The organism is Mycobacterium sp. NGS61 (assembly GCF_059812325.1).
Genome location: NZ_JCALCL010000003.1, coordinates 242,338 through 261,884, shown reverse-complemented (window position 1 = coordinate 261,884; position 19,547 = coordinate 242,338). Strand labels below are relative to the sequence as shown.

General features: G+C 65.8%; 20 protein-coding genes and 1 tRNA gene. 10 read left to right on the top strand and 11 right to left on the bottom strand.

The annotated features are described in order from the left end of the window. Positions 1–8: 8 nt before the first annotated feature. Positions 9–824, top strand: a complete 816-nt coding sequence (locus AC5Y3Z_RS08855; protein ID WP_463824548.1) for an oxygenase MpaB family protein — start codon at positions 9–11, stop codon at positions 822–824. Between the two features lie 109 nt (positions 825–933). On the opposite strand, the gene AC5Y3Z_RS08850 is transcribed toward AC5Y3Z_RS08855, so the two are convergent. The 7 genes from AC5Y3Z_RS08850 to AC5Y3Z_RS08820 all read right to left on the bottom strand — a co-directional run bounded on the left by AC5Y3Z_RS08850 (position 934) and on the right by AC5Y3Z_RS08820 (position 5,896). Next, on the bottom strand, positions 934–2,058 hold the full coding sequence (locus tag AC5Y3Z_RS08850; RefSeq protein ID WP_463824549.1) for an epoxide hydrolase family protein: 1,125 nt from the start codon (positions 2,056–2,058) through the stop codon (positions 934–936). Between the two features lies 1 nt (position 2,059). Beyond that, a complete protein-coding gene (locus AC5Y3Z_RS08845) occupies positions 2,060–2,242 on the bottom strand; it encodes a hypothetical protein (protein ID WP_463824550.1) in 183 nt (60 codons plus the stop codon). Between the two features lie 78 nt (positions 2,243–2,320). Next, positions 2,321–2,983: a nitroreductase family protein gene (locus AC5Y3Z_RS08840; RefSeq protein WP_463824551.1), complete on the bottom strand. Its 663-nt coding sequence runs from the start codon at positions 2,981–2,983 to the stop codon at positions 2,321–2,323. Between the two features lie 58 nt (positions 2,984–3,041). Continuing rightward, the gene (locus tag AC5Y3Z_RS08835) at positions 3,042–3,293 is read right to left on the bottom strand and encodes a hypothetical protein (protein WP_463824552.1); all 252 of its coding nucleotides are present in this window, start codon (positions 3,291–3,293) and stop codon (positions 3,042–3,044) included. Positions 3,294–3,362: 69 nt separating this feature from the next. Continuing rightward, the gene (locus AC5Y3Z_RS08830; protein ID WP_463824553.1) at positions 3,363–4,532 is read right to left on the bottom strand and encodes a zinc-dependent alcohol dehydrogenase; all 1,170 of its coding nucleotides are present in this window, start codon (positions 4,530–4,532) and stop codon (positions 3,363–3,365) included. 13 nt (positions 4,533–4,545) lie between these two features. Beyond that, positions 4,546–5,043 (bottom strand): hypothetical protein, encoded by a 498-nt coding sequence (locus AC5Y3Z_RS08825; protein ID WP_463824554.1) that lies wholly within the window; start codon positions 5,041–5,043, stop codon positions 4,546–4,548. Positions 5,044–5,152: 109 nt separating this feature from the next. Continuing rightward, on the bottom strand, positions 5,153–5,896 hold the full coding sequence (locus tag AC5Y3Z_RS08820; RefSeq protein ID WP_463824555.1) for a VWA domain-containing protein: 744 nt from the start codon (positions 5,894–5,896) through the stop codon (positions 5,153–5,155). 90 nt (positions 5,897–5,986) lie between these two features. Here AC5Y3Z_RS08820 and AC5Y3Z_RS08815 point away from each other — a divergent pair, with 90 nt between their 5' ends. Further along, positions 5,987–6,769, top strand: coding sequence for an NUDIX hydrolase (locus AC5Y3Z_RS08815; RefSeq protein WP_463824556.1), 783 nt, complete (start codon positions 5,987–5,989; stop codon positions 6,767–6,769). A gap of 9 nt (positions 6,770–6,778) precedes the next feature. Here the strand turns inward: AC5Y3Z_RS08815 and AC5Y3Z_RS08810 are convergent. The 4 genes from AC5Y3Z_RS08810 to AC5Y3Z_RS08795 all read right to left on the bottom strand — a co-directional run bounded on the left by AC5Y3Z_RS08810 (position 6,779) and on the right by AC5Y3Z_RS08795 (position 8,633). Then, a tRNA-Val gene (locus AC5Y3Z_RS08810) sits at positions 6,779–6,850 on the bottom strand. A gap of 125 nt (positions 6,851–6,975) precedes the next feature. Further along, positions 6,976–7,437 (bottom strand): peroxiredoxin, encoded by a 462-nt coding sequence (locus AC5Y3Z_RS08805; protein ID WP_463824557.1) that lies wholly within the window; start codon positions 7,435–7,437, stop codon positions 6,976–6,978. Then, positions 7,437–7,859, bottom strand: a complete 423-nt coding sequence (locus tag AC5Y3Z_RS08800; RefSeq protein ID WP_463824558.1) for a DUF3052 domain-containing protein — start codon at positions 7,857–7,859, stop codon at positions 7,437–7,439. Before AC5Y3Z_RS08800 ends, AC5Y3Z_RS08805 begins: the two co-directional genes overlap by 1 nt. A 183-nt stretch (positions 7,860–8,042) precedes the next feature. Further along, a complete protein-coding gene (locus AC5Y3Z_RS08795) occupies positions 8,043–8,633 on the bottom strand; it encodes an Rv2240c family protein (RefSeq protein ID WP_463824559.1) in 591 nt (196 codons plus the stop codon). 149 nt (positions 8,634–8,782) lie between these two features. On the opposite strand from AC5Y3Z_RS08795, the gene aceE reads away from it, so the two are divergent. The 8 genes from aceE (at position 8,783) to AC5Y3Z_RS08755 (ending at position 19,534) form a co-directional block, all read left to right on the top strand. Beyond that, a complete protein-coding gene (aceE, locus tag AC5Y3Z_RS08790) occupies positions 8,783–11,572 on the top strand; it encodes a pyruvate dehydrogenase (acetyl-transferring), homodimeric type (protein WP_463824560.1) in 2,790 nt (929 codons plus the stop codon). A 64-nt stretch (positions 11,573–11,636) separates the two neighbouring features. Next, positions 11,637–12,950, top strand: coding sequence for a PucR family transcriptional regulator (locus AC5Y3Z_RS08785; RefSeq protein WP_463824561.1), 1,314 nt, complete (start codon positions 11,637–11,639; stop codon positions 12,948–12,950). A 140-nt stretch (positions 12,951–13,090) separates the two neighbouring features. After that, entirely contained in the window at positions 13,091–13,999 is a 909-nt protein-coding gene (locus tag AC5Y3Z_RS08780; RefSeq protein WP_463824562.1) for an ACP S-malonyltransferase, read from the top strand. A gap of 75 nt (positions 14,000–14,074) precedes the next feature. Further along, on the top strand, positions 14,075–14,422 hold the full coding sequence (gene acpM, locus AC5Y3Z_RS08775) for a meromycolate extension acyl carrier protein AcpM (protein ID WP_463824563.1): 348 nt from the start codon (positions 14,075–14,077) through the stop codon (positions 14,420–14,422). Next, the gene (kasA, locus tag AC5Y3Z_RS08770; protein ID WP_463824564.1) at positions 14,419–15,669 is read left to right on the top strand and encodes a 3-oxoacyl-ACP synthase KasA; all 1,251 of its coding nucleotides are present in this window, start codon (positions 14,419–14,421) and stop codon (positions 15,667–15,669) included. The genes acpM and kasA overlap by 4 nt, the downstream gene beginning before the upstream one ends. Before the next feature lie 82 nt (positions 15,670–15,751). Next, the gene (gene kasB / locus AC5Y3Z_RS08765) at positions 15,752–17,005 is read left to right on the top strand and encodes a 3-oxoacyl-ACP synthase KasB (RefSeq protein WP_463824565.1); all 1,254 of its coding nucleotides are present in this window, start codon (positions 15,752–15,754) and stop codon (positions 17,003–17,005) included. A 70-nt stretch (positions 17,006–17,075) separates the two neighbouring features. Beyond that, positions 17,076–18,497: an acyl-CoA carboxylase subunit beta gene (locus tag AC5Y3Z_RS08760; protein WP_463824566.1), complete on the top strand. Its 1,422-nt coding sequence runs from the start codon at positions 17,076–17,078 to the stop codon at positions 18,495–18,497. Positions 18,498–18,646: 149 nt separating this feature from the next. Next, complete coding sequence (locus AC5Y3Z_RS08755) at positions 18,647–19,534, top strand: type IV toxin-antitoxin system AbiEi family antitoxin (RefSeq protein ID WP_473139519.1); 888 nt, start codon at positions 18,647–18,649, stop codon at positions 19,532–19,534. Positions 19,535–19,547 lie beyond the last annotated feature (13 nt).

Sequence of the window (19,547 nt, the reverse complement as noted above, 5' to 3'; positions counted from 1 at the left end):
GATCCGCAATGAAGCGGCCGGCGACCAGGGTCGCCGACCTGTTGAACCCGGCGGCGACCCTGATGCCGGCGGCGAACGTCATCATGCAGTTGTCCCTGCCGGGCGTCGGCTACGGCGTGCTGGAGAGCCCGGTGGACAGCGGCAACGTCTACAAACATCCGTTCAAGCGGGCCCGCACCACCGGCACCTACCTGGCGGTGGCGACCATCGGCACCGACGCCGACCGCACCCTGATCCGCAAGGCCGTCGACACCGCGCACCGGCAGGTGCGTTCCACCGCGACCAGCCCGGTGTCCTACAACGCTTTTGATCCGAAGTTGCAGCTGTGGGTGGCCGCCTGTCTGTACCGCTACTTCGTCGAACAACACGAATTCCTGCACGGCCCGCTCGACGACACCGCAGCCGAGCTCGTATATCAGGACGCCAAGCGCTTGGCCACCACGTTGCAGGTGCCCGAGCGCATGTGGCCGGCCGACCGGGTCGCCTTCGACGAATACTGGAAGCGTTCGTTGGACGATTTGCATATCGACCCGCCGGTGCGCGAGCACCTGCACGGGGTGGCGTCGATGGCCTTCATGCCGTGGCCGGTGCGGGCGCTGGTCGGGCCCTTCAACCTGTTCGCGACCACGGGTTTCCTGGCCCCGGAGTTCCGGGCGATGATGCGGCTGGACTGGTCGCCGTCCCAGCAGCGCCGATTCGAGTGGCTGTTGGCCGCACTGCGGCTTGCCGACCGGCTGATACCGCACCGACTCTGGATCCTCGGCTACGAGCTGTACCTGCGGGACATGCGGTCTCGCGCGCGCCGCGGCCGGCGGATCGTCTGAATTACCGGCCCGCCCGTTCGCCCGTCCGCCCCGTTCACCCGCCGACTGCGCAATTCACGACGCCGGACCGGCGTGTCGCGTCGTCAAATGCACAGTCGGCGAAGCAGTTTCAGCGTACCGTCGCAAAGAACTTGCGGAGGTCCTCGACGAACAGCTCCGGCTGCTCGAAGGCGGCGAAGTGCCCGCCGCGCGGCATGGTGGTCCAGTGCGTGATGTTGAAGTTCGGCTCACACCAGGAGCGCGGCGCGCGCAGCACCTCTTTCGGGAACGCCGCTACGCCCGTAGGTATTTCGACCCGGGTGTGGTCTCCCCACACCTTGAAGCTCTCCCAGTACAGGCGCGCTGAGGACGCACCGGTGCCGGTCACCCAGTACATCATCACGTTGTCCAGCAACTCGTCTCGAGTCAGCACGTTCTCGGGATGCCCGTCGCAGTCCGTCCATGCCCAGAACTTCTCCACGATCCAGGCCAGTTGGCCCACCGGCGAGTCGACCAGCCCGTAGCCCAGCGTCTGCGGTCGGGTGGACTGCTGCTTGGAATAGCCGGTGCCTGATCTACGGTGCTCGGCGAGTGCGGCCATCGCCGCCTGCTCCTCCGCGGTGGGGTTGGTCAGCGACTCTTTGGTCGGGGTGCCCAGCGGCATGTTGAGGTGAATCCCCGCGCAGTTCCCGCCGTTGCGGCCGATCTGGGTGGTGACGGCCGCACCCCAGTCGCCGCCCTGGGCGCCGTAACGCGCATAGCCCAGCCGCAGCATGAGTTCGTCCCACACCTGGGCGATCTTCGGCACGCCCCACCCGGTGCGGCCCGGTTTGCCGGAGAAGCCGTACCCGGGCAGCGACGGGCACACCACGTGGAAGGCGTCCTGGGCGCGGCCACCGTGGGCGGTGGGGTCGGTCAGCGGCTCGATCACCTTGTGGAATTCCACAATCGAGCCCGGCCATCCGTGGGTGATCAGCAGCGGGAAGGCATCCTCGTGCGGCGACCGCTGGTGGATGAAATGGATGTCGAGGCCGTCGAATTGGTCGATGAACTGATCGAAGCGATTCAGCGCCGCCTCGCGGGCGCGCCAGTCGTAGTCGCCGGCCCAGTACGCGGCCAGGTCGCGGGTGTAGCGCAACGGGATGCCCTGGCTCCAGTCGTCCACGCATTCGGCCTCGGGCCAGCGGGTGCGGGCCAACCGTGCCTGCAGATCGTCGAGAACGTCGTCGGGAACATCGATGCGGAACGGCTTCACGCTATTTCTGCGCGTCCTTGATCAGGGTGCTGATCTGCTCGAGCAGTTCGCGCATGTCGGCACGCATGGCGTCGACCGCCGCGTACAGGTCGGCTTTGGTCGCAGGCTGCTGATCGGACGACAGTGGCCGCACCGGCGGTCCGGACGTCTGCCTGTTGCTCTGAGAGCCAGATGAGTCGCTCACGCCCACGAGCGTGCCATACCGGGGCAAACACGTCCAAGGGGTTGTCCCACCCCCACACCGGTGCGGTGCCGGGACGGGTCAGGGCGCCTGCCGGAACGCCCGGTTTCCGTACCGGTCCAGCGAGACGAACTCGCCGACCGGTCGACGCGACGTGGGGCCGTACTTGCCTTTGGGCCAGCCCATCGGAATCACCGCGACCGGCGTGATGTTCCAGGGCAAACCCAGAGCACGCTTAGCCGCGAATGTGCTCCACAGCGGCATGGTGATCAACGCCGCGCCCAACTCGGCCGCCCGCGCCGCCAACAGCAGGTTCTGCACTGCGGGATAAATGGAACCGTAGGCACTGCTGACTGCGATCGTCGGATACGGCGCGATGACGCCTTTGAGGCAGGCCACCACCACAACGGGGATCTCCTCGAAGTGATCGGCCTGCCACCGGACAGCCTTTTCGATGCGCAGCATCTTCTCGTCCATCCGCTTTTCCAAGGCGCGCTTGTAGATTGGGCCGAACACGTTCATGGCTCGGCGGTTCAGCCGGGCGAGTTTCGCGACGGCCTCGCGGTCCTTGAGGACGATGAACTCCCAATTCTGCGCGTTCGAACCGGTGGGCGCCTTCATCGCCAGTTCGAGCAGATGCAAGACGAGCGAATCGTCGACGGGGTCGCTCTTGAGCCGACGGATGGCGCGCTGCGTGCGCATCGCCTCTTCGAGCGGCATGTTCAGGGGTTCGTGCTGACTCATGCCGTTGATTCCAGCACGGCACGGCGCCGGACGAAATCCGCGCGTATCGCGCGGGTTCTCAACCGCCCATGTTCTGGACGGCGGTATCGAGGTCTGCTGCCAGCTCTGCCAGTTCGCGGTCGGCGAAGTCGACGCCGCCGGCCCGCTCCTGGAGTTCCGCGCGCGTCACGATCTGCAGGGCCCCGCGATAGTTCGGCGACGCGAGTTCGGCCGGAGTCTTCACTTCGATGCGGCCCTCAAGCAAAATCAGTGCAGCGTCCGCGTCTTGGTGGGCCAGCAATTGCCGGACGTCGTCAGCGTCGATCGCCATGGGAGCAGCTATGCCCCGCTCCGCGGCAGTCTAAGCACCAACCCACCGAATCGAACGGGACGCGACCGGTCAAGGCCGCAACGCCACCCGGATGCAGCCGTCGGTCTTGTTCTTGAACAGGTCGTAGGCAAGCACGCCCTTCTCCAAGGGCAAGTCATGCGTGATCAACTTGGCGGGATCCAGGTCGCCCTGCTGGACGTAGTCGAACAACCGCTTGACGTAGCGCTGCCCGTGTTGCTGGGACGTCTTCAAGGTCAGGCCTTTGTTGGTCAGCACGCCCATCGGGAACTTATCGGTCAGGCCGTAGACCCCGAGCACCGAGACCACGCCGCCCTTTCGGCACGCCAAGATCGCTTGGCGCAGCGCACTGGCGCGATCAGTTTCCAGCCTCAGCAACTGTTTTGCCCTGTCGTAGAGTTGCTGCAACCCGGTGCCGTGACCTTCCATGCCGACCGCGTCGATGCACGCATCCGGACCTCGGCCACCGGTCATTTCCCGGATCGTTTCGTGCACGCTGTCGACCGCGGTGTAGTCGATCGTCTCCAACCCGAAACCGTTGCGCGCCAGCGCTAACCGCTCCGGGAATCGGTCAATGACGATGGCACGCTCAGCGCCGAGCAGCAGTGCGCTGCGGGCCGCCATCAAGCCGACTCCCCCGGCTCCCCAGACAGCAACCGTGTCGCCACCGGAGATATCGCAGAAGTCGGCGCCCATGAAGCCGGTGGGCACCGCGTCGGACAAGAACAGCGCCTGCTCGTCGGTGATGTCGTCGGGAATGGCAAAGCAGTTCGCGTCGCCGAACGGCACCCGAACGTATTGGGCGTGTGAGCCCGCATAGCCGCCGAATGGGTGGGTGTAACCGTAGATCCCGCCCGAGGGATAGCCGAGCAGCGGCTGTTGCAGTTCGGCGTTGGGATTGGTGGTATCGCAGCAGGCGTACAACTCGTGGTCGCAGTACCAGCAGTTGTCGCATGCGATGAACGACGGAACCACAACGCGCGCACCAACTTTGATGTCGCGTACCTCCGTACCTGTCTCGACCACCACTCCCATGAATTCGTGGCCGAAGACGTCGCCTTCGCGCATGCCTGGCAGGTAGCCGTCGATGAAGTGCAGATCCGAACCGCAGGTGGTGGTCAACCGGACTTCGACGATCACGTCGTGCGGATTGAGGATTTTCGGGTCGTCGACGGTCTCCACCGACAGGTCGTTGACGCCGTTCCAGCACAGTGCGCGCATGTCAGTCTCTCCTCTACCGCGCGGAGTTCCGCGCGCTCGGGTTGGAACGCAGCGTGGGGACCTCGCCGGTCTGCAGCAGCGCACGCGTCCGGTAGAGGATCTTGTAGATCGCACCACCAGTCAGCAATGCCGGCACCGGCGACTTGACGCGGAGAGTGACCTCGGTACCCAGGTCGCGCGGCGCGGCCTGATAGCTGACCACGATCTCGTTGCCGTCGCTGGTACCGACGTACCTGATGCGACCGGACTCGACGGTCAGCGTGGACTCCCAGCCGGCATCAGGCCCCTGCTGTAAGCGCCACCGGTAGCGGTCGTCGTCGGTGTGCTCGACGTCGGCGATCTCGCCGAGCACGACCGACAACTGGTCGGGGTCGGTCCAGAACTGTTGGACGCGCTGCACGGGGACCGCGACGGTGACCGTCTGCGCCGTGGCTGGGCCAGACTGCGCGTCGGCGACCTTGCGCACCACATTCTTCACCGGTTCCAGCACCTGTCTGACTGCTGAATTCACATCGGGCTCCTCCCGTTGAGGCGTGCGATACCCGCCCAGGCACCTGCGAAACGGAATAGCCGATGTCAGCTTCGGCGAAGGCGCCGGCTCTCGCCACCTTCGCGTGGCGTCACTGACGGGCGCCCTGTTCTTCGCCTTCCTTGATGCCGCCCCAGAAGTTGTCGGCGTCGGCGCGCCGAACGTCGCGCGACTTGCCCCGCCAATCGCGTACGGACCGCGTCAGCCCACGGTGGGTGGCCAGCACGCTCGTCCGCGAGGCGGTGTAGTTCGAAGTGCTCCCAGCGGTCGAACCGATCTCCGAACCGGTGGCGTAACTGTCCTGATTCGCACCCATGAAAACGAAGGTCCATCCCGACTTCCGCAGGCGCGCAATACGATCGAAGATCGCTGGCGCCGTCCACCGCCGGCTGGCGTTTTCCAGGCCATCGGTCATGATGACGACCAACTGATCCGCCGGGTCAGCGCCGGAGCGCTCGGAATATTCCTCGGCGCGGTCCAGCATCTCTGCGATCGCGTCGTACAGGGGCGTCATCCCGCGCGGAAGGAACCGACCGGCGATCGAACCGACCCGATCCAGCGGCTTGGCGTCGACGAGCACATCGTGGACGTCCGCACCGTCGAACTGGACCAGCGTCAGGGTTGCCTGTCCTTTCTCCCTGCGTTGTTCGGCGATGAACCCGTCGAAACCCTCTACCACGGCTTCGGCGATCACCTTCATCGATCCGGACCGGTCCAGCAAGAACCAGATGTCTGCGCGAGAGCTCTCCGGGGTGGATCGCCGACCGAGCAACGCCTCTAACTTCGCGATCCGTGCCAAGAGTTGCGCGACGTCACGATCCGCTTGATCCGCCATGGCAGTCCCCCCTTATCAACCTCAGTAATTGTCAGTAAGACCATAACAGGTAATTGTCTTTTCGACAAATATCCGCCTACGATGGCTCTCGTGACGAGCCCGAGAAAGCGCTCCGCGGCAGGCTACGACTCGTCGCGTTATCCGAACTTCGCCGTCACCGTCGACATCGTGATTCTGACCTTGCGAGATGGCCGCCTGCAGGTGCTGCTGGTGCAGCGCGGCGGCGAACCGTATGCCGGCACATGGGCGTTGCCTGGTGGATTCAAACGGCCCGACGAGACACTCGACGATGCGGCCCGACGCGAACTGCGTGAAGAGACCGGGGTGACCGCACCCAAGCACTTGGCGCAATTCGGTGCGTACGGCGACCCGGGACGCGACCCGCGCACCAACGTCGTCACGGTGGCATATCTGGCGGTGACGCCCGATCCCGGCATCCTGCAGGCCGGCACCGATGCCGTAGCGGCCCGGTTATGGCCGGTCACTGACGCGGTTCAGCACCTCGAGCTGGCGTTCGACCACCGCCGAATCCTGTCCGACGCCGTAGACCGAGCGGCTGAACAGCTCGAACAGACAAACCTCGCGACGGCTTTTGTCGGCGAAACTTTCGCGCTGTCGGAGCTTCAGAGTGTCTACGAGGAGCTCTGGCAGGCCGACATCGACCCGGCCAACTTCCGGCGCAGCCTCACCACGCCGACACCGGGGGCCGGCCGGGCCGCCACATCGGACAGCTACATCGAGCCGACGGGGCAGCGAGCCAAATCCAGCCCGCGCGGTGGCCGACCACCTGAGCTGTACCGCGCCGGCGGCGCGTGGCAGACCCAGCCACCGGTGCGGCGTCCGCGCAAGCTGAAAGAGCCCCCTGGCAACTAACGCGGTAAGTGGGCGCGGACGGTATCGAACCGCCGACCGCTGGTGTGTAAAACCAGAGCTCTACCACTGAGCTACGCGCCCTTATGCCCCGGCGCAGGCTACACGCCGAACCGCTGACGCCCCAAAACGGCACCGGCGATACCGATTTTCACGAGCAGTCATGCCCCGGCCCAGGTGCAGCGGGGCCACTGTGACAAACCACCCACTCACCCCCGCAAGGCCGCCAGCGCCGAACTCCACACCGCACGATCACGAGCCTCCCCCGGCTGCTTCATCTCGGCGAACCGCACCATCCCGGAGCGGTCCACTACGAACGTGCCTCGGTTGGAGATGCCGGCCGCGTCGTTGAACACCCCGTAAGCCTGGCTGACCGCACCGTGCGGCCAGAAGTCCGACAGCACCGGAAAGGTGAACCCGCTCTGCACCGCCCAGATCTTGTGCGTGGGCGGCGGTCCCACCGAGATGGCCAGCACGGCGGTGTCGTCGTTCTCGAATTCCGGCAGGTTGTCGCGCACCGCGTCCAACTCGCCCTGGCAGATCCCGGTGAACGCCAGCGGAAAGAACACCAGCAGCACGTTCTTGCGCCCGCGATAGCTGCTCAGGGCGACGGGCTGCTGATTCTGGTCGCGCAGCGTGAAGTCGGGGGCAGTCGCTCCGACGTCCAGCATCAACGCTTCCCGGCCCGCGACTTCGGTTGCACCAGTCGGGAAGCGCTCCAATTACCCAGGTTCACCGACGACGTCGGCATCAGGCCGGCGGTGGGCGCCGCCTCGGCGATGTCGGCGGGCAGCACGTGACCAGAGCGGCCGGTCTTGGGCGTCAACACCCAGATCACCCCGTCTTCGGCGAGCGGGCTGATCGCGTCCATCAGGATGTCCACCAGGTCACCGTCACCGTCGCGGTACCAGAGCAACACGACGTCGACGACCTCGTCGGTGTCCTCATCGAGCAACTCGCTGCCGCACGCATCCTCGACGTCAGCGCGGATTTCGTCGTCGGTGTCTTCGTCCCAGCCCCACTCCTGGACGACCTGGTCTCGTTGGATGCCCAGTTTGCGAGCGTAGCTCGGGGCGTGATCCGCCGCGACCACCGTGAACCTCCTTCAACCGACCTCACGACAAGCGATGGAGGCTATCGTCGCACAGCCATCGCCGAGTTGATACGGCTAGCCCACGCACAGTTTCTGCGCCGTGGCCGTGACGTTGTTGAACGGTCGACGTATTCGATGAACTCGGCCGTTGCTGCGTAGGTAGCGATCGGACAGACCCGCGCGCTAAATGAAACCCCGGCAGGAGTCCACCGCTCGGGATTTCGCCTTATTGAACGCCTCCACCCGCCTGTTGAACTCCGAGGGCCCGGCATGGGTCGAGATGGCGTTTGCCACCGCCCGGGCCGCGTCGGCGTAGGCGTTGAACGCGTCACGCTGCTCCGGGGAGAGCGCAGTGTTGAGGCTGCCCGTGACCGCGTTGGCGCCGCTGTTGAGCGCGTCGATGGCCGGTCCTTCGGTGGGACCGGTGTTCTTTCCCGCGTTCAACGCGGCGACGTAGGCGTTGACCTTGTCGATCGTGTCGGACACCGCATTTGCCAGCGCCCCGCACGAGCCGCGGATCATGCTGGTCGTCACAGATTGCTGGCGCTGGGACTCCCGGGAGCTGGACGTCACTGACGACGCCGACACCGACGCCGACACCGAGGACCGGTAAGCCGGGGCCACATTGGTATCAGCAGCGCCGTTGCCGTCGGCGACCTTCGTACAGCCGACGATCCCGATCGCGACCAGGGCGGTACAGCCCACTGCAAGAGCGCCTCGCCTGGGGAACTCCCCCACGTGGCCGCGACGGGCGGCACGCCTTCCCATTTGCACGGAACGTGACGTTACCGGGTCACAAACCGAACTGCCCATACCTACCGACTTAGCTGTGCCGTCCGGTGGGTATCCGCCAGAGACGGAAGTGCGGCACGATAGAGGGGCGATCGATAAGTAGCGACCCTGCCACCTACAGGAGTAGTGCGTTGACCACCGAGTTCGCCCGCAACGATCTGGCCAAAACCTCAAGCAGCACAAGCGAACCCGATCGCGTTCGGGTGATCCGCGAAGGGGTGGCGTCCTATCTGCCCGACATCGATCCCGAGGAAACCTCGGAGTGGCTGGAGTCTTTCGACGAATTGCTGGTGCGTTCGGGACCGGCACGGGCGCGTTATCTGATGCTGCGAATGTTGGAACGGGCCGGCGAGCAGCGGGTCTCCATCCCGGCGCTCACCTCAACCGACTACGTCAACACGATCCCGACCGAGCTGGAGCCGTGGTTTCCCGGCGACGAGGACGTCGAACGGCGCTACCGGGCCTGGATCAGATGGAACGCGGCGATCATGGTGCACCGCGCGCAACGGCCGGGGGTTGGCGTCGGCGGTCACATTTCCACGTATGCGTCCTCGGCCGCGCTCTACGAGGTCGGTTTCAACCATTTCTTCCGCGGCAAGTCGCACCTCGGTGGCGGCGACCAGGTGTTCATCCAGGGACACGCCTCCCCCGGCATCTACGCCCGCGCCTACCTCGAGGGCCGGCTCAGCGAAGACCGGCTCGACGGCTTCCGCCAGGAACACAGCCACGCCGGCGGCGGGCTGCCGTCCTATCCGCACCCACGGCTGATGAGCGACTTCTGGGAGTTTCCGACGGTGTCGATGGGACTCGGGCCGCTCAATGCCATCTACCAGGCCCGGTTCAACCACTACCTGCACGACCGCGGCATCAAGGACACCTCCGATCAGCACGTCTGGTGCTTCCTGGGCGACGGGGAGATGGACGAGCCGGAAAGCCGCGGCCTGGCCCACGTAGGTGCGCTGGAGGGCCTGGACAACCTCACGTTCGTCATCAACTGCAACCTGCAGCGCCTCGACGGTCCGGTGCGCGGCAACGGCAAGATCATCCAGGAGCTGGAATCGTTCTTCCGCGGCGCCGGCTGGAATGTGATCAAGGTGGTGTGGGGCCGCGAGTGGGATGCCCTGCTGCACGCCGACCGCGACGGTGCGCTGGTGAATCTGATGAACAGCACCCCGGACGGCGATTATCAGACGTACAAGGCCAACGACGGCGCCTATGTGCGCGACCACTTCTTCGGCCGCGACCCGCGCACCAAGGCGCTGGTCGAGAATATGAGCGACTCGGAGATCTGGAACCTCAAGCGCGGCGGGCACGACTACCGCAAGGTCTATGCCGCCTACCACGCCGCTCTGACCCATAAGGGCCAGCCCACGGTGATCCTGGCCAAGACCATCAAGGGTTATTCGCTGGGCGCCCACTTCCAGGGCCGCAACGCCACCCACCAGATGAAAAAACTCGCGCTGGAAGACCTCAAGCGGTTCCGCGACTCGATGCGCATCCCGATCAGTGACGACAAACTCGAAGAGGACCCGTACCTGCCGCCGTACTACCACCCGGGTCCGGACGCCCCGGAGATCCGCTATCTGCTGGACCGTCGCCGCACCCTCGGCGGCTTCGTGCCCGAGCGCCGCACCAAGGCCAAGGTGCTGACGCTGCCGGGTCGCGACACCTATAAGGCGCTGAAGAAGGGGTCGGGCAAACAAGAAGTCGCCACCACCATGGCGCTGGTGCGGACGTTCAAAGAACTGTTGCGCGACAAGGAAATCGGGAAGCGTATCGTCCCGATCATTCCGGACGAGGCGCGCACCTTCGGGATGGACTCGTGGTTCCCGTCGCTGAAGATCTACAACCGCAACGGCCAGCTGTACACCGCCGTCGACGCCGAATTGATGCTGGCCTATAAGGAAAGCGAAGTCGGCCAGATCCTGCACGAGGGCATCAACGAAGCCGGCTCGGTGGGCTCGTTCACCGCGGCCGGAACGTCGTACGCCACGCACAACGAGCCGATGATCCCGGTCTACATCTTCTATTCGATGTTCGGGTTCCAGCGCACCGGCGACGGTCTGTGGGCGGCGGCCGACCAGATGGCTCGCGGGTTTGCCTTGGGCGCCACCGCCGGACGCACCACGCTGGTGGGCGAGGGCCTGCAACACGCCGACGGCCATTCGTTGCTGCTGGCCGCCACCAACCCGGCGGTGGTGTCCTACGACCCGGCGTTCGCCTACGAGATCGCCTACATCGTGGAGAGCGGTCTGGAGCGGATGTTCGGCAAGAACCCGGAGAACGTGTACTTCTACATCACGCTCTACAACGAGCCCTACGCCCAGCCGCCAGAACCGGAGAATTTCGACCCCGACGGCCTGCTGCGGGGCATCTACCGTTACCGCGCCGCCAAGGAAGAACTCGGCAGCAGTGCGCAGATCCTGGTGTCCGGGGTGGCGATGCCGGACGCGCTGAAGGCGGCCGAGATGCTCGCCGAGGAGTGGGACGTGGCCGCCGACGTGTGGTCGGTGACCAGCTGGGGCGAGCTGAACCGCGACGGCGTCGCCGTGGAGAAACACCGGCTGCGTAATCCGGACCAGCCGCCGGGCGAGGCCTATGTGACCAAGGTGCTGGCCGACTGCCGCGGCCCGGTGATCGCGGTGTCGGACTGGATGCGCGCGGTCCCCGAACAGATCCGGCCCTGGGTGCCGGGCACGTACGTCACCTTGGGCACGGACGGGTTCGGGTTCTCCGACACCCGGCCTGCGGCGCGCCGCTACTACAACACCGACGCCGAATCGCAGGTGGTCGCGGTGCTCGAAGCGCTGGCCCGCGACGGCGAGATCGACCAGTCGGTGGCGGTGAAGGCCGCCAAGCAGTACAAGATCGACGACGTCCTGGCCGCTCCGGAGCAGACCTCCGATCCCGGCGTGGCCTGAGCCCGCCGGAACGTCGCGCCGGCCATTGGGGGAACCTTCCAGAAAAGCGGCGTAGCTTTTAGGGATGGACGACAAACAGTCCGCCCCGCGGGAGCGCCCGAAGTCACCACTGGAGATGTTGGACGCCGTGCCGGACTCGCTGCTGCGGCGGTTGAAGCAGTATTCGGGAAGGCTGTCCACCGAGGCCGTTTCGGCCATGCACGAGCGGCTGCCGTTCTTCGCCGACCTGGAAGCCTCGCAGCGCGCCAGCGTCGCGCTGGTGGTGCAGACGGCGGTGGTCAACTTCGTCGAGTGGATGCAGGACCCGCACAGCAACGTCAGCTACACCGCACAGGCCTTCGAGCTGGTCCCGCAGGACCTGACCAGGCGCATCGCGCTGCGCCACACCGTGGACATGGTGCGGGTCACCATGGAGTTCTTCGAAGAAGTGGTGCCGCTGCTGGCCCGCTCCGAAGAGCAGCTGACCGCGCTGACCGTGGGCATCCTGAAGTACAGCCGCGATCTGGCCTTCACCGCCGCCACCGCCTACGCCGACGCCGCCGAGGCGCGTGGCGCCTGGGACAGCCGGATGGAGGCCAGCGTCGTCGACGCCATTGTGCGCGGGGACACCGGCCCCGAACTGCTGTCCAGAGCCGCCGCGCTGAACTGGGACACCACCGCACCGGCCACGGTGGTGGTGGGCACTCCGGGACCCGGCCGCGACGGGGTCGACGGCGACAGCGAGCGGGCCAGCCAGGACGTCCGCGACATCGCCGCCCGACACGGCCGGGCGGCCCTCACCGACGTGCACGGCACCTGGCTGGTGGCCATCGTCTCCGGTCAGTTGACCCCCACCGACAAGTTCTTGAAGGAACTTCTGGAGGCGTTCTCCGACGGCCCGGTGGTGATCGGCCCGACCGCACCGATGCTGACCGCGGCCTACCACAGCGCCAGCGAGGCCATCTCCGGGATGAACGCCGTCGCCGGCTGGCGTGGTGCGCCGCGCCCCGTTCTGGCCCGTGAGCTGCTGCCTGAGCGGGCCTTGATGGGGGACGCATCGTCGATCGTGGCCCTGCACACCGATGTCATGCGCCCGCTGGCCGACGCCGGACCCACCCTCGTCGAAACCTTGGACGCTTTCTTAGATTCCGGCGGCGCGATTGAGGCCTGTGCCAGGAAGTTGTTCGTTCATCCAAACACGGTGCGGTACCGATTGAAGCGGATCACCGACTTCACCGGCCGCGATCCCACCCAACCACGGGATGCGTACGTGCTGCGCGTGGCGGCGACGGTGGGCCAGCTGAACTATCCAACGCATCCCGCTGGCGCCACCACTATTTCCATCCCGCCGCTTCCGTCCCCGGTCAGAGCGGGTATTGTCGCGCCTTCCGGCCGATAGTGATTTAGCCAACAGATCGCGGGTGTGTCTCAAACATGTAGCTTACGGAGCTATTTTGTAGGAGGTATACAAAAACCTAAGACGAGGTTCATAATCTGTTACACCCCGTAAAAGCGTCTTCACAGTGTTCTCTTAGACACGTGATTGCATTGCTTGCGCCCGGACAGGGCTCCCAGAGCGAGGGAATGCTGTCGCCGTGGTTGGAACTACCCGGCGCCGCAGACCAGATCGCCGCCTGGTCGAAGGCCAGCGGCCTGGACCTGGCACGGCTGGGTACCACGGCGTCGACCGAGGAAATCACTGACACCGCGATCGCCCAACCGTTGATCGTGGCGGCCACGCTGCTCGCTCACCAGGAGCTGACCAGGCGCGGGCTGCTCGCCGGCCAGGACACCATCGTGGCGGGTCACTCCGTGGGAGAGATCGCCGCCTACGCCATCGCCGGCGTACTGGCCGCCGATGACGCCGTCATGCTGGCCGCCACCCGTGGCGCGGAGATGGCCAAGGCCTGTGCCGCCGAACCGACGGGGATGTCCGCGGTGCTCGGCGGCGACGAGACCGAGGTGCTCACCCGACTCGACCAACTCGACCTGGTCCCGGCCAATCGCAACGCCGCCGGTCAGATTGTCGCGGCCGGACGGTTGACCGCACTGGAGAAACTCGCCGAGGACCCGCCGGCCAAGGCCCGGGTGCGCGCGCTGGGTGTCGCCGGCGCCTTCCACACCGAGTTCATGGCTCCGGCCCTGGACGGGTACGCCGCAGCCGCAGCCGGCATCGCCACCGCCGAGCCCACCACCGTGCTGTTGTCCAACTACGACGGCAAGCCGGTCGCCGACGCCGCCGCGGCGATGTCGTCCCTGGTTTCTCAACTGACCCGGCCGGTGCGCTGGGATCTGTGCACCGCGACTCTCGGTCAGCACGGAGTCACGGCGATCGTGGAGTTCCCGCCCGCGGGCACTCTGACCGGGATCGCCAAACGCGAACTTCGGGGGGTTCCGACGCGAGCCGTCAAGTCACCCGCAGATCTGGACGAGCTGGCGAATCTCTAGCCGCCCGCTCCCGCCAGAAGAATCAACAGCACGTCAAATCGGTTTACACACAACATATTACGAAGGGAACTAACTGTGGCCGTCAGTCAGGAAGAAATCATCGCCGGTATCGCCGAGATCATCGAAGAGGTCACCGGCATCGAGCCCTCCGAGGTCACCCCGGAGAAGTCGTTCGTCGACGACCTGGACATCGACTCGCTGTCGATGGTCGAGATCGCTGTGCAGACCGAGGACAAGTACGGCGTGAAGATCCCGGACGAGGACCTCGCCGGTCTGCGTACCGTCGGTGACGTCGTCGCCTACATCCAGAAGCTCGAGGAAGAGAACCCCGAGGCCGCCGAGGCGCTGCGCGCCAAGCTGGAGACCGAGAACCCCGAGGCGGTCGCCAACGTCAAGTCCAGGCTGGAAGCGGACAGCAAGTGACCAAGCCTTCCACTGCTAATGGCGGTTACCCCAGCGTTGTGGTAACCGCCGTCGCGGCGACGACATCGGTCGCGCCGGACATCGAGAGCACGTGGAAGGGTCTGTTAGCCGGCGAGAGCGGCATCCACGTCCTCGAAGACGAGTTCGTCACCAAATGGGACCTACCGGCCAAAATCGGTGGGCACCTGAAGGAACCCGTCGACAACCACATGGGACGTCTCGACCTGCGGCGCATGTCGTACGTTCAGCGGCTGGCCAAATTGCTCAGCGGGCAGCTGTGGGAGACCGCGGGCGCACCCGAGGTCGATCCCGATCGCTTCAGCGTCGTGGTCGGCACCGGCCTGGGTGGCGCCGAGCGGATCGTGGAGAGCTACGACCTGATGAACGAGGGCGGCCCCCGCAAGGTGTCGCCGCTCGCCGTTCAGATGATCATGCCCAACGGCGCCGCGGCGGTGGTGGGCCTGCAGCTCGGGGCGCGTGGCGGGGTGATCACTCCGGTGTCAGCCTGTTCCTCGGGTTCGGAGGCCATCGCCCACGCGTGGCGCCAAATCGTCATGGGCGATGCGGATTTCGCCGTCTGCGGCGGGGTCGAAGGGCCCATCGAGGCGCTGCCCATCGCGGCGTTCTCGATGATGCGGGCCATGTCGACGCGTAACGACGAGCCAGAGCGCGCGTCGCGACCGTTCGATAAGGACCGGGACGGCTTCGTGTTCGGCGAGGCCGGGGCACTGATGATCATCGAGACCGAGGAGCACGCCAAGGCTCGCGGCGCCAAGCCGCTGGCCCGATTGATGGGTGCCGGTATCACCTCGGACGCCTTCCACATGGTGGCGCCCGCTGCCGACGGTGTACGCGCCGGCCGGGCGATGCAGCGTGCGATGGAGCTGGCGGGCTTGTCCCCCGACGACATCGACCACGTCAATGCGCACGGAACCGCGACACCGATCGGTGACGCGGCAGAGGCCAACGCAATCCGGGTAGCCGGTTGCGAGAAGGCCGCAGTTTATGCGCCGAAATCGGCGCTCGGGCACTCGATCGGCGCCGTCGGCGCGCTCGAATCGGCGCTCACGGTGCTGACCCTTCGGGACGGTGTCATCCCACCGACACTCAATTACGAGACCCCCGACCCGGAGATCGACCTTGATGTAGTCGCGGGTGAGCCTCGCTACGGCGAGTACCGCTACGCCATCAACAACTCGTTCGGGTTCGGCGGTCACAACGTGGCGCTCGCGTTTGGGCGCTACTGAAGCTGAATAGTGGTGAGTCGCGTGTCCCGGCACAGCCGGGCTCGCGATCACCATTAGCACGGAAGGAACAGAGGCACAGGCCATGACAGAGCTGGTTACCGGGAAATCCTTCCCGAATGTGGTCGTTACCGGCATTGCCATGACGACCGCCTTGGCAACCGACGCCGAGAACACCTGGAAGTGTTTGCTCGACGGCCAAAGTGGCATTCGCACCCTCGAGGATTCGTTCGTCGAGGAGTTCGACCTGCCGGTCCGGATCGGCGGACACCTGTTGGAGTCATTTGACGACCAACTGACGCGAATCGAGTTGCGTCGCACGGGTTACCTGCAGCGGATGTCCACCATCATGGGCCGGCGGGTGTGGGAGAACGCCGGTTCGCCGGAAGTCGACACCAACCGGTTGATGGTCTCCATCGGCACCGGCCTGGGCTCGGCCGAGGAGCTGGTTTTCGGTTACGACGAGATGCGCACGCGCGGCTTCCGGGCGGTCTCTCCGTTGACGGTGCAGAAGTACATGCCCAACGGGGCCGCCGCGGCGGTGGGCCTGGAACGGCAGGCCAAGGCCGGGGTGATGACGACGATCTCGGCGTGCGCGTCCGGCGCCGAGGGCATCGCGCACGCGTGGCAGCAGATTGTGCTCGGCGAAGCCGACATGGCGATCTGCGGCGGCGTGGAAACCAAGATCGAGGCGGTGCCGATCGCCGGCTTCGCCAACATGCGCATCGTGCTGTCCACCAACAACGACGATCCGGCCGGTGCGTGTCGGCCGTTCGACAAAGACCGCAACGGGTTCGTGTTCGGCGAGGCGGCTGCGCTGATGGTGATCGAGACCGAGGAGCACGCCAAGGCGCGCGGGGCGAACATCCTGGCCCGCATCATGGGGGCCAGCATCACCTCGGACGGCTTCCACATGGTGGCGCCTGACCCCAACGGCGTTCGCGCGGGGCATGCGATCTCGCGGGCGATCCAGCTGGCGGGTCTCACCCCGGCCGACATCGGCCACGTCAACGCGCACGCCACCGGCACTCAAGTCGGTGACGTGGCGGAGGGCAAGGCCATCAACAACGCGCTCGGCAGCCACCGGCCGGCGGTCTTCGCACCCAAGGGTGCGCTCGGCCACTCGGTGGGCGCGGTCGGCGCGGTGGAGTCCATCTTGACCGTGCTGGCGTTGCGGGACCAGGTGATTCCACCGACGTTGAACCTGGTCAACCAGGATCCGGAGATCGATCTGGATGTGGTGGCCGGCAAGCCGCGGTCGGGCAACTTCAACTACGCGATCAACAACTCGTTCGGATTCGGCGGTCACAACGTGGCGATCGCCTTCGGGCGCTACTGATCGGCACCTCAAGGAAACGCCAAGCTTCGTCGGATAAACAGAGCATCACCCGGAGACTAGGAGACCCGCGATGACAATCATGGCCCCCGAGGCGGTTGGCGAGTCGCTCGACCCTCGCGATCCGCTGTTGCGTCTGAACAACTTCTTCGACGACGGCAGCGTGGAACTGCTGCACGAGCGGGACCGGTCCGGTCTGCTCGCTGCGGCGGGGACGGTCAACGGTGTCCGCACCATCGCGTTCTGCACCGACGGAACCGTGATGGGTGGCGCCATGGGCACCGAGGGTTGCCAGCACATCGTCAACGCCTATGACACCGCCATCGAAGAGCAGAGCCCGATCGTGGGCATCTGGCACTCCGGCGGTGCCCGGCTGGCCGAGGGTGTGCGGGCGCTGCACGCGGTCGGCACGGTGTTCGAGGCGATGATCCGGGCATCGGGTTACATTCCGCAGATCTCGGTGGTCGTCGGCTTCGCCGCCGGCGGCGCCGCCTACGGTCCGGCCCTGACCGATGTGATCGTGATGGCTCCGGAGAGCCGGGTGTTCGTCACCGGCCCCGACGTGGTGCGCAGTGTCACCGGCGAGGACGTCGACATGGCGTCGTTGGGCGGTCCGGAGACACACCACAAGAAGTCCGGCGTGTGCCACATCGTCGCCGACGACGAACTCGACGCTTATCAGCGTGGTCGCGAGCTGGTCGGATTGTTCTGCCAGCAAGGGCATTTCGACCGCAGCAAGGCCGAAGCAGGCGACACCGACATCAAAGCGCTGCTGCCGGAGTCGGCCCGCCGCGCCTACGACGTGCATCCGATCGTCACCGCGATCCTGGACGACAACGCGCCGTTCGCCGAGTTCCAGGCCAAGTGGGCACCGTCCATCGTCGTTGGGCTCGGCCGGTTGTCGGGCCGGACGGTGGGTGTGATCGCCAACAATCCGCTGCGGCTGGGCGGCTGCCTGAACTCCGAAAGTGCCGAGAAGGCAGCGCGTTTCGTGCGGTTGTGCGATGCATTCGGCATTCCGCTGGTGGTTATCGTGGACGTGCCGGGGTACCTGCCCGGTGTCGACCAGGAGTGGGGCGGCGTGGTCCGCCGCGGCGCCAAGCTGTTGCACGCGTTCGGTGAGTGCACCGTGCCGCGGGTCACCCTGGTCACGCGAAAGATCTACGGCGGGGCCTACATCGCGATGAACTCCCGCTCGCTGAACGCCACCAAGGTGTTCGCCTGGCCCGACGCTGAGGTTGCGGTCATGGGGGCGAAGGCAGCCGTCGGCATCCTGCACAAGCGCAAGCTGGCCGCCGCGCCGGAGCACGAGCGCGAGGCGCTGCACAACGAGCTGGCCGCCGAGCACGAGCGCATCGCCGGTGGGGTGGACAGCGCGATCGACATCGGTGTGGTGGACGAGAAGATCGACCCGTCGCACACCCGCAGCAAGCTCACTGAGGCGCTGGCCCAGGCCCCCGCTCGCCGCGGTCGGCACAAGAACATCCCGCTGTAAACTCCCCGCCTCCCCCGCCTCTCCCGCCTCTCCCGCGAGCAGACGCAGAATCGCACGTTTTCCGGTGAAAACGTGCGATTCTGCGTCTGCTCACCAGTAATCCCCAGCGGTGACTGGCTCTCGCGAAACGGCTGCCTCAGGCTTTCGCTGTGCACTCCGAGGCGATATCGCTGCTCGAAAGATCAGGCGGGTTCGCCACCACTAAACAACTGCTGACGGTCATGACTCGCCAACAGCTTGATGTGCAAGTCAAGAATGGCGGACTCGTTCGCTTGTGGTACGGCGTCTACGCAGCACAGCAGCCAGATCTGTTGGGCCGCCTGGCAGCACTTGACATGTTTATGGGACGGAAAGCTGTCCCATGCTTGGGCACAGCAGCGGCGTTATACGGGTTCGACACCGAAAACACTGTCGCTATACACGTTCTCGATCCTGGCGTGCGAATGCGTCCCACTGTCGGTCTGATGGTTCATCAACGCCACGGCGCCCGATTGGATTCGGTCGCAGGACGTCTGGCAACCGCCCCCGCCTGGACAGCCGTCGAGGTCGCAAGGCAACTACGCCGGCCGCGAGCTCTAGCGACTCTGGATGCCGCATTGCACTCAAAACAGTGCACGCGCAACGAAATTGAGATCGCCGTCGCCGAACAGCGCGGGCGCCGAGGCATCGTCGCGGTGCGCGAACTACTGCCCTTCACCGATGGACGCGCCGAATCGGCAATGGAAAGTGAAGCTCGGTTGGTCATGATCGACAACGGGCTGCCGGTTCCCGAACTTCAATATCCGATCTACGGTCGCGACGGCGAACTGTGGCGAGTCGACTTTGCTTGGCCGCAAGCGCGGGTCGCGGCCGAGTACGAGAGTATCGACTGGCATGCAGGGCGCACCGAGATGCTCAACGACAAGGTGCGCTCCGCGGGGATCCAGGAGGTCGGGTGGACGATTGTCCCGATCGTGATCACCGACGTCCGGCGCCAACCGCGCCGCATGGTCGAGCGCATCGCTAGTCACTTGAGACGCGCAGAAATCGCCAGCTGAAGGGGCACCAGCC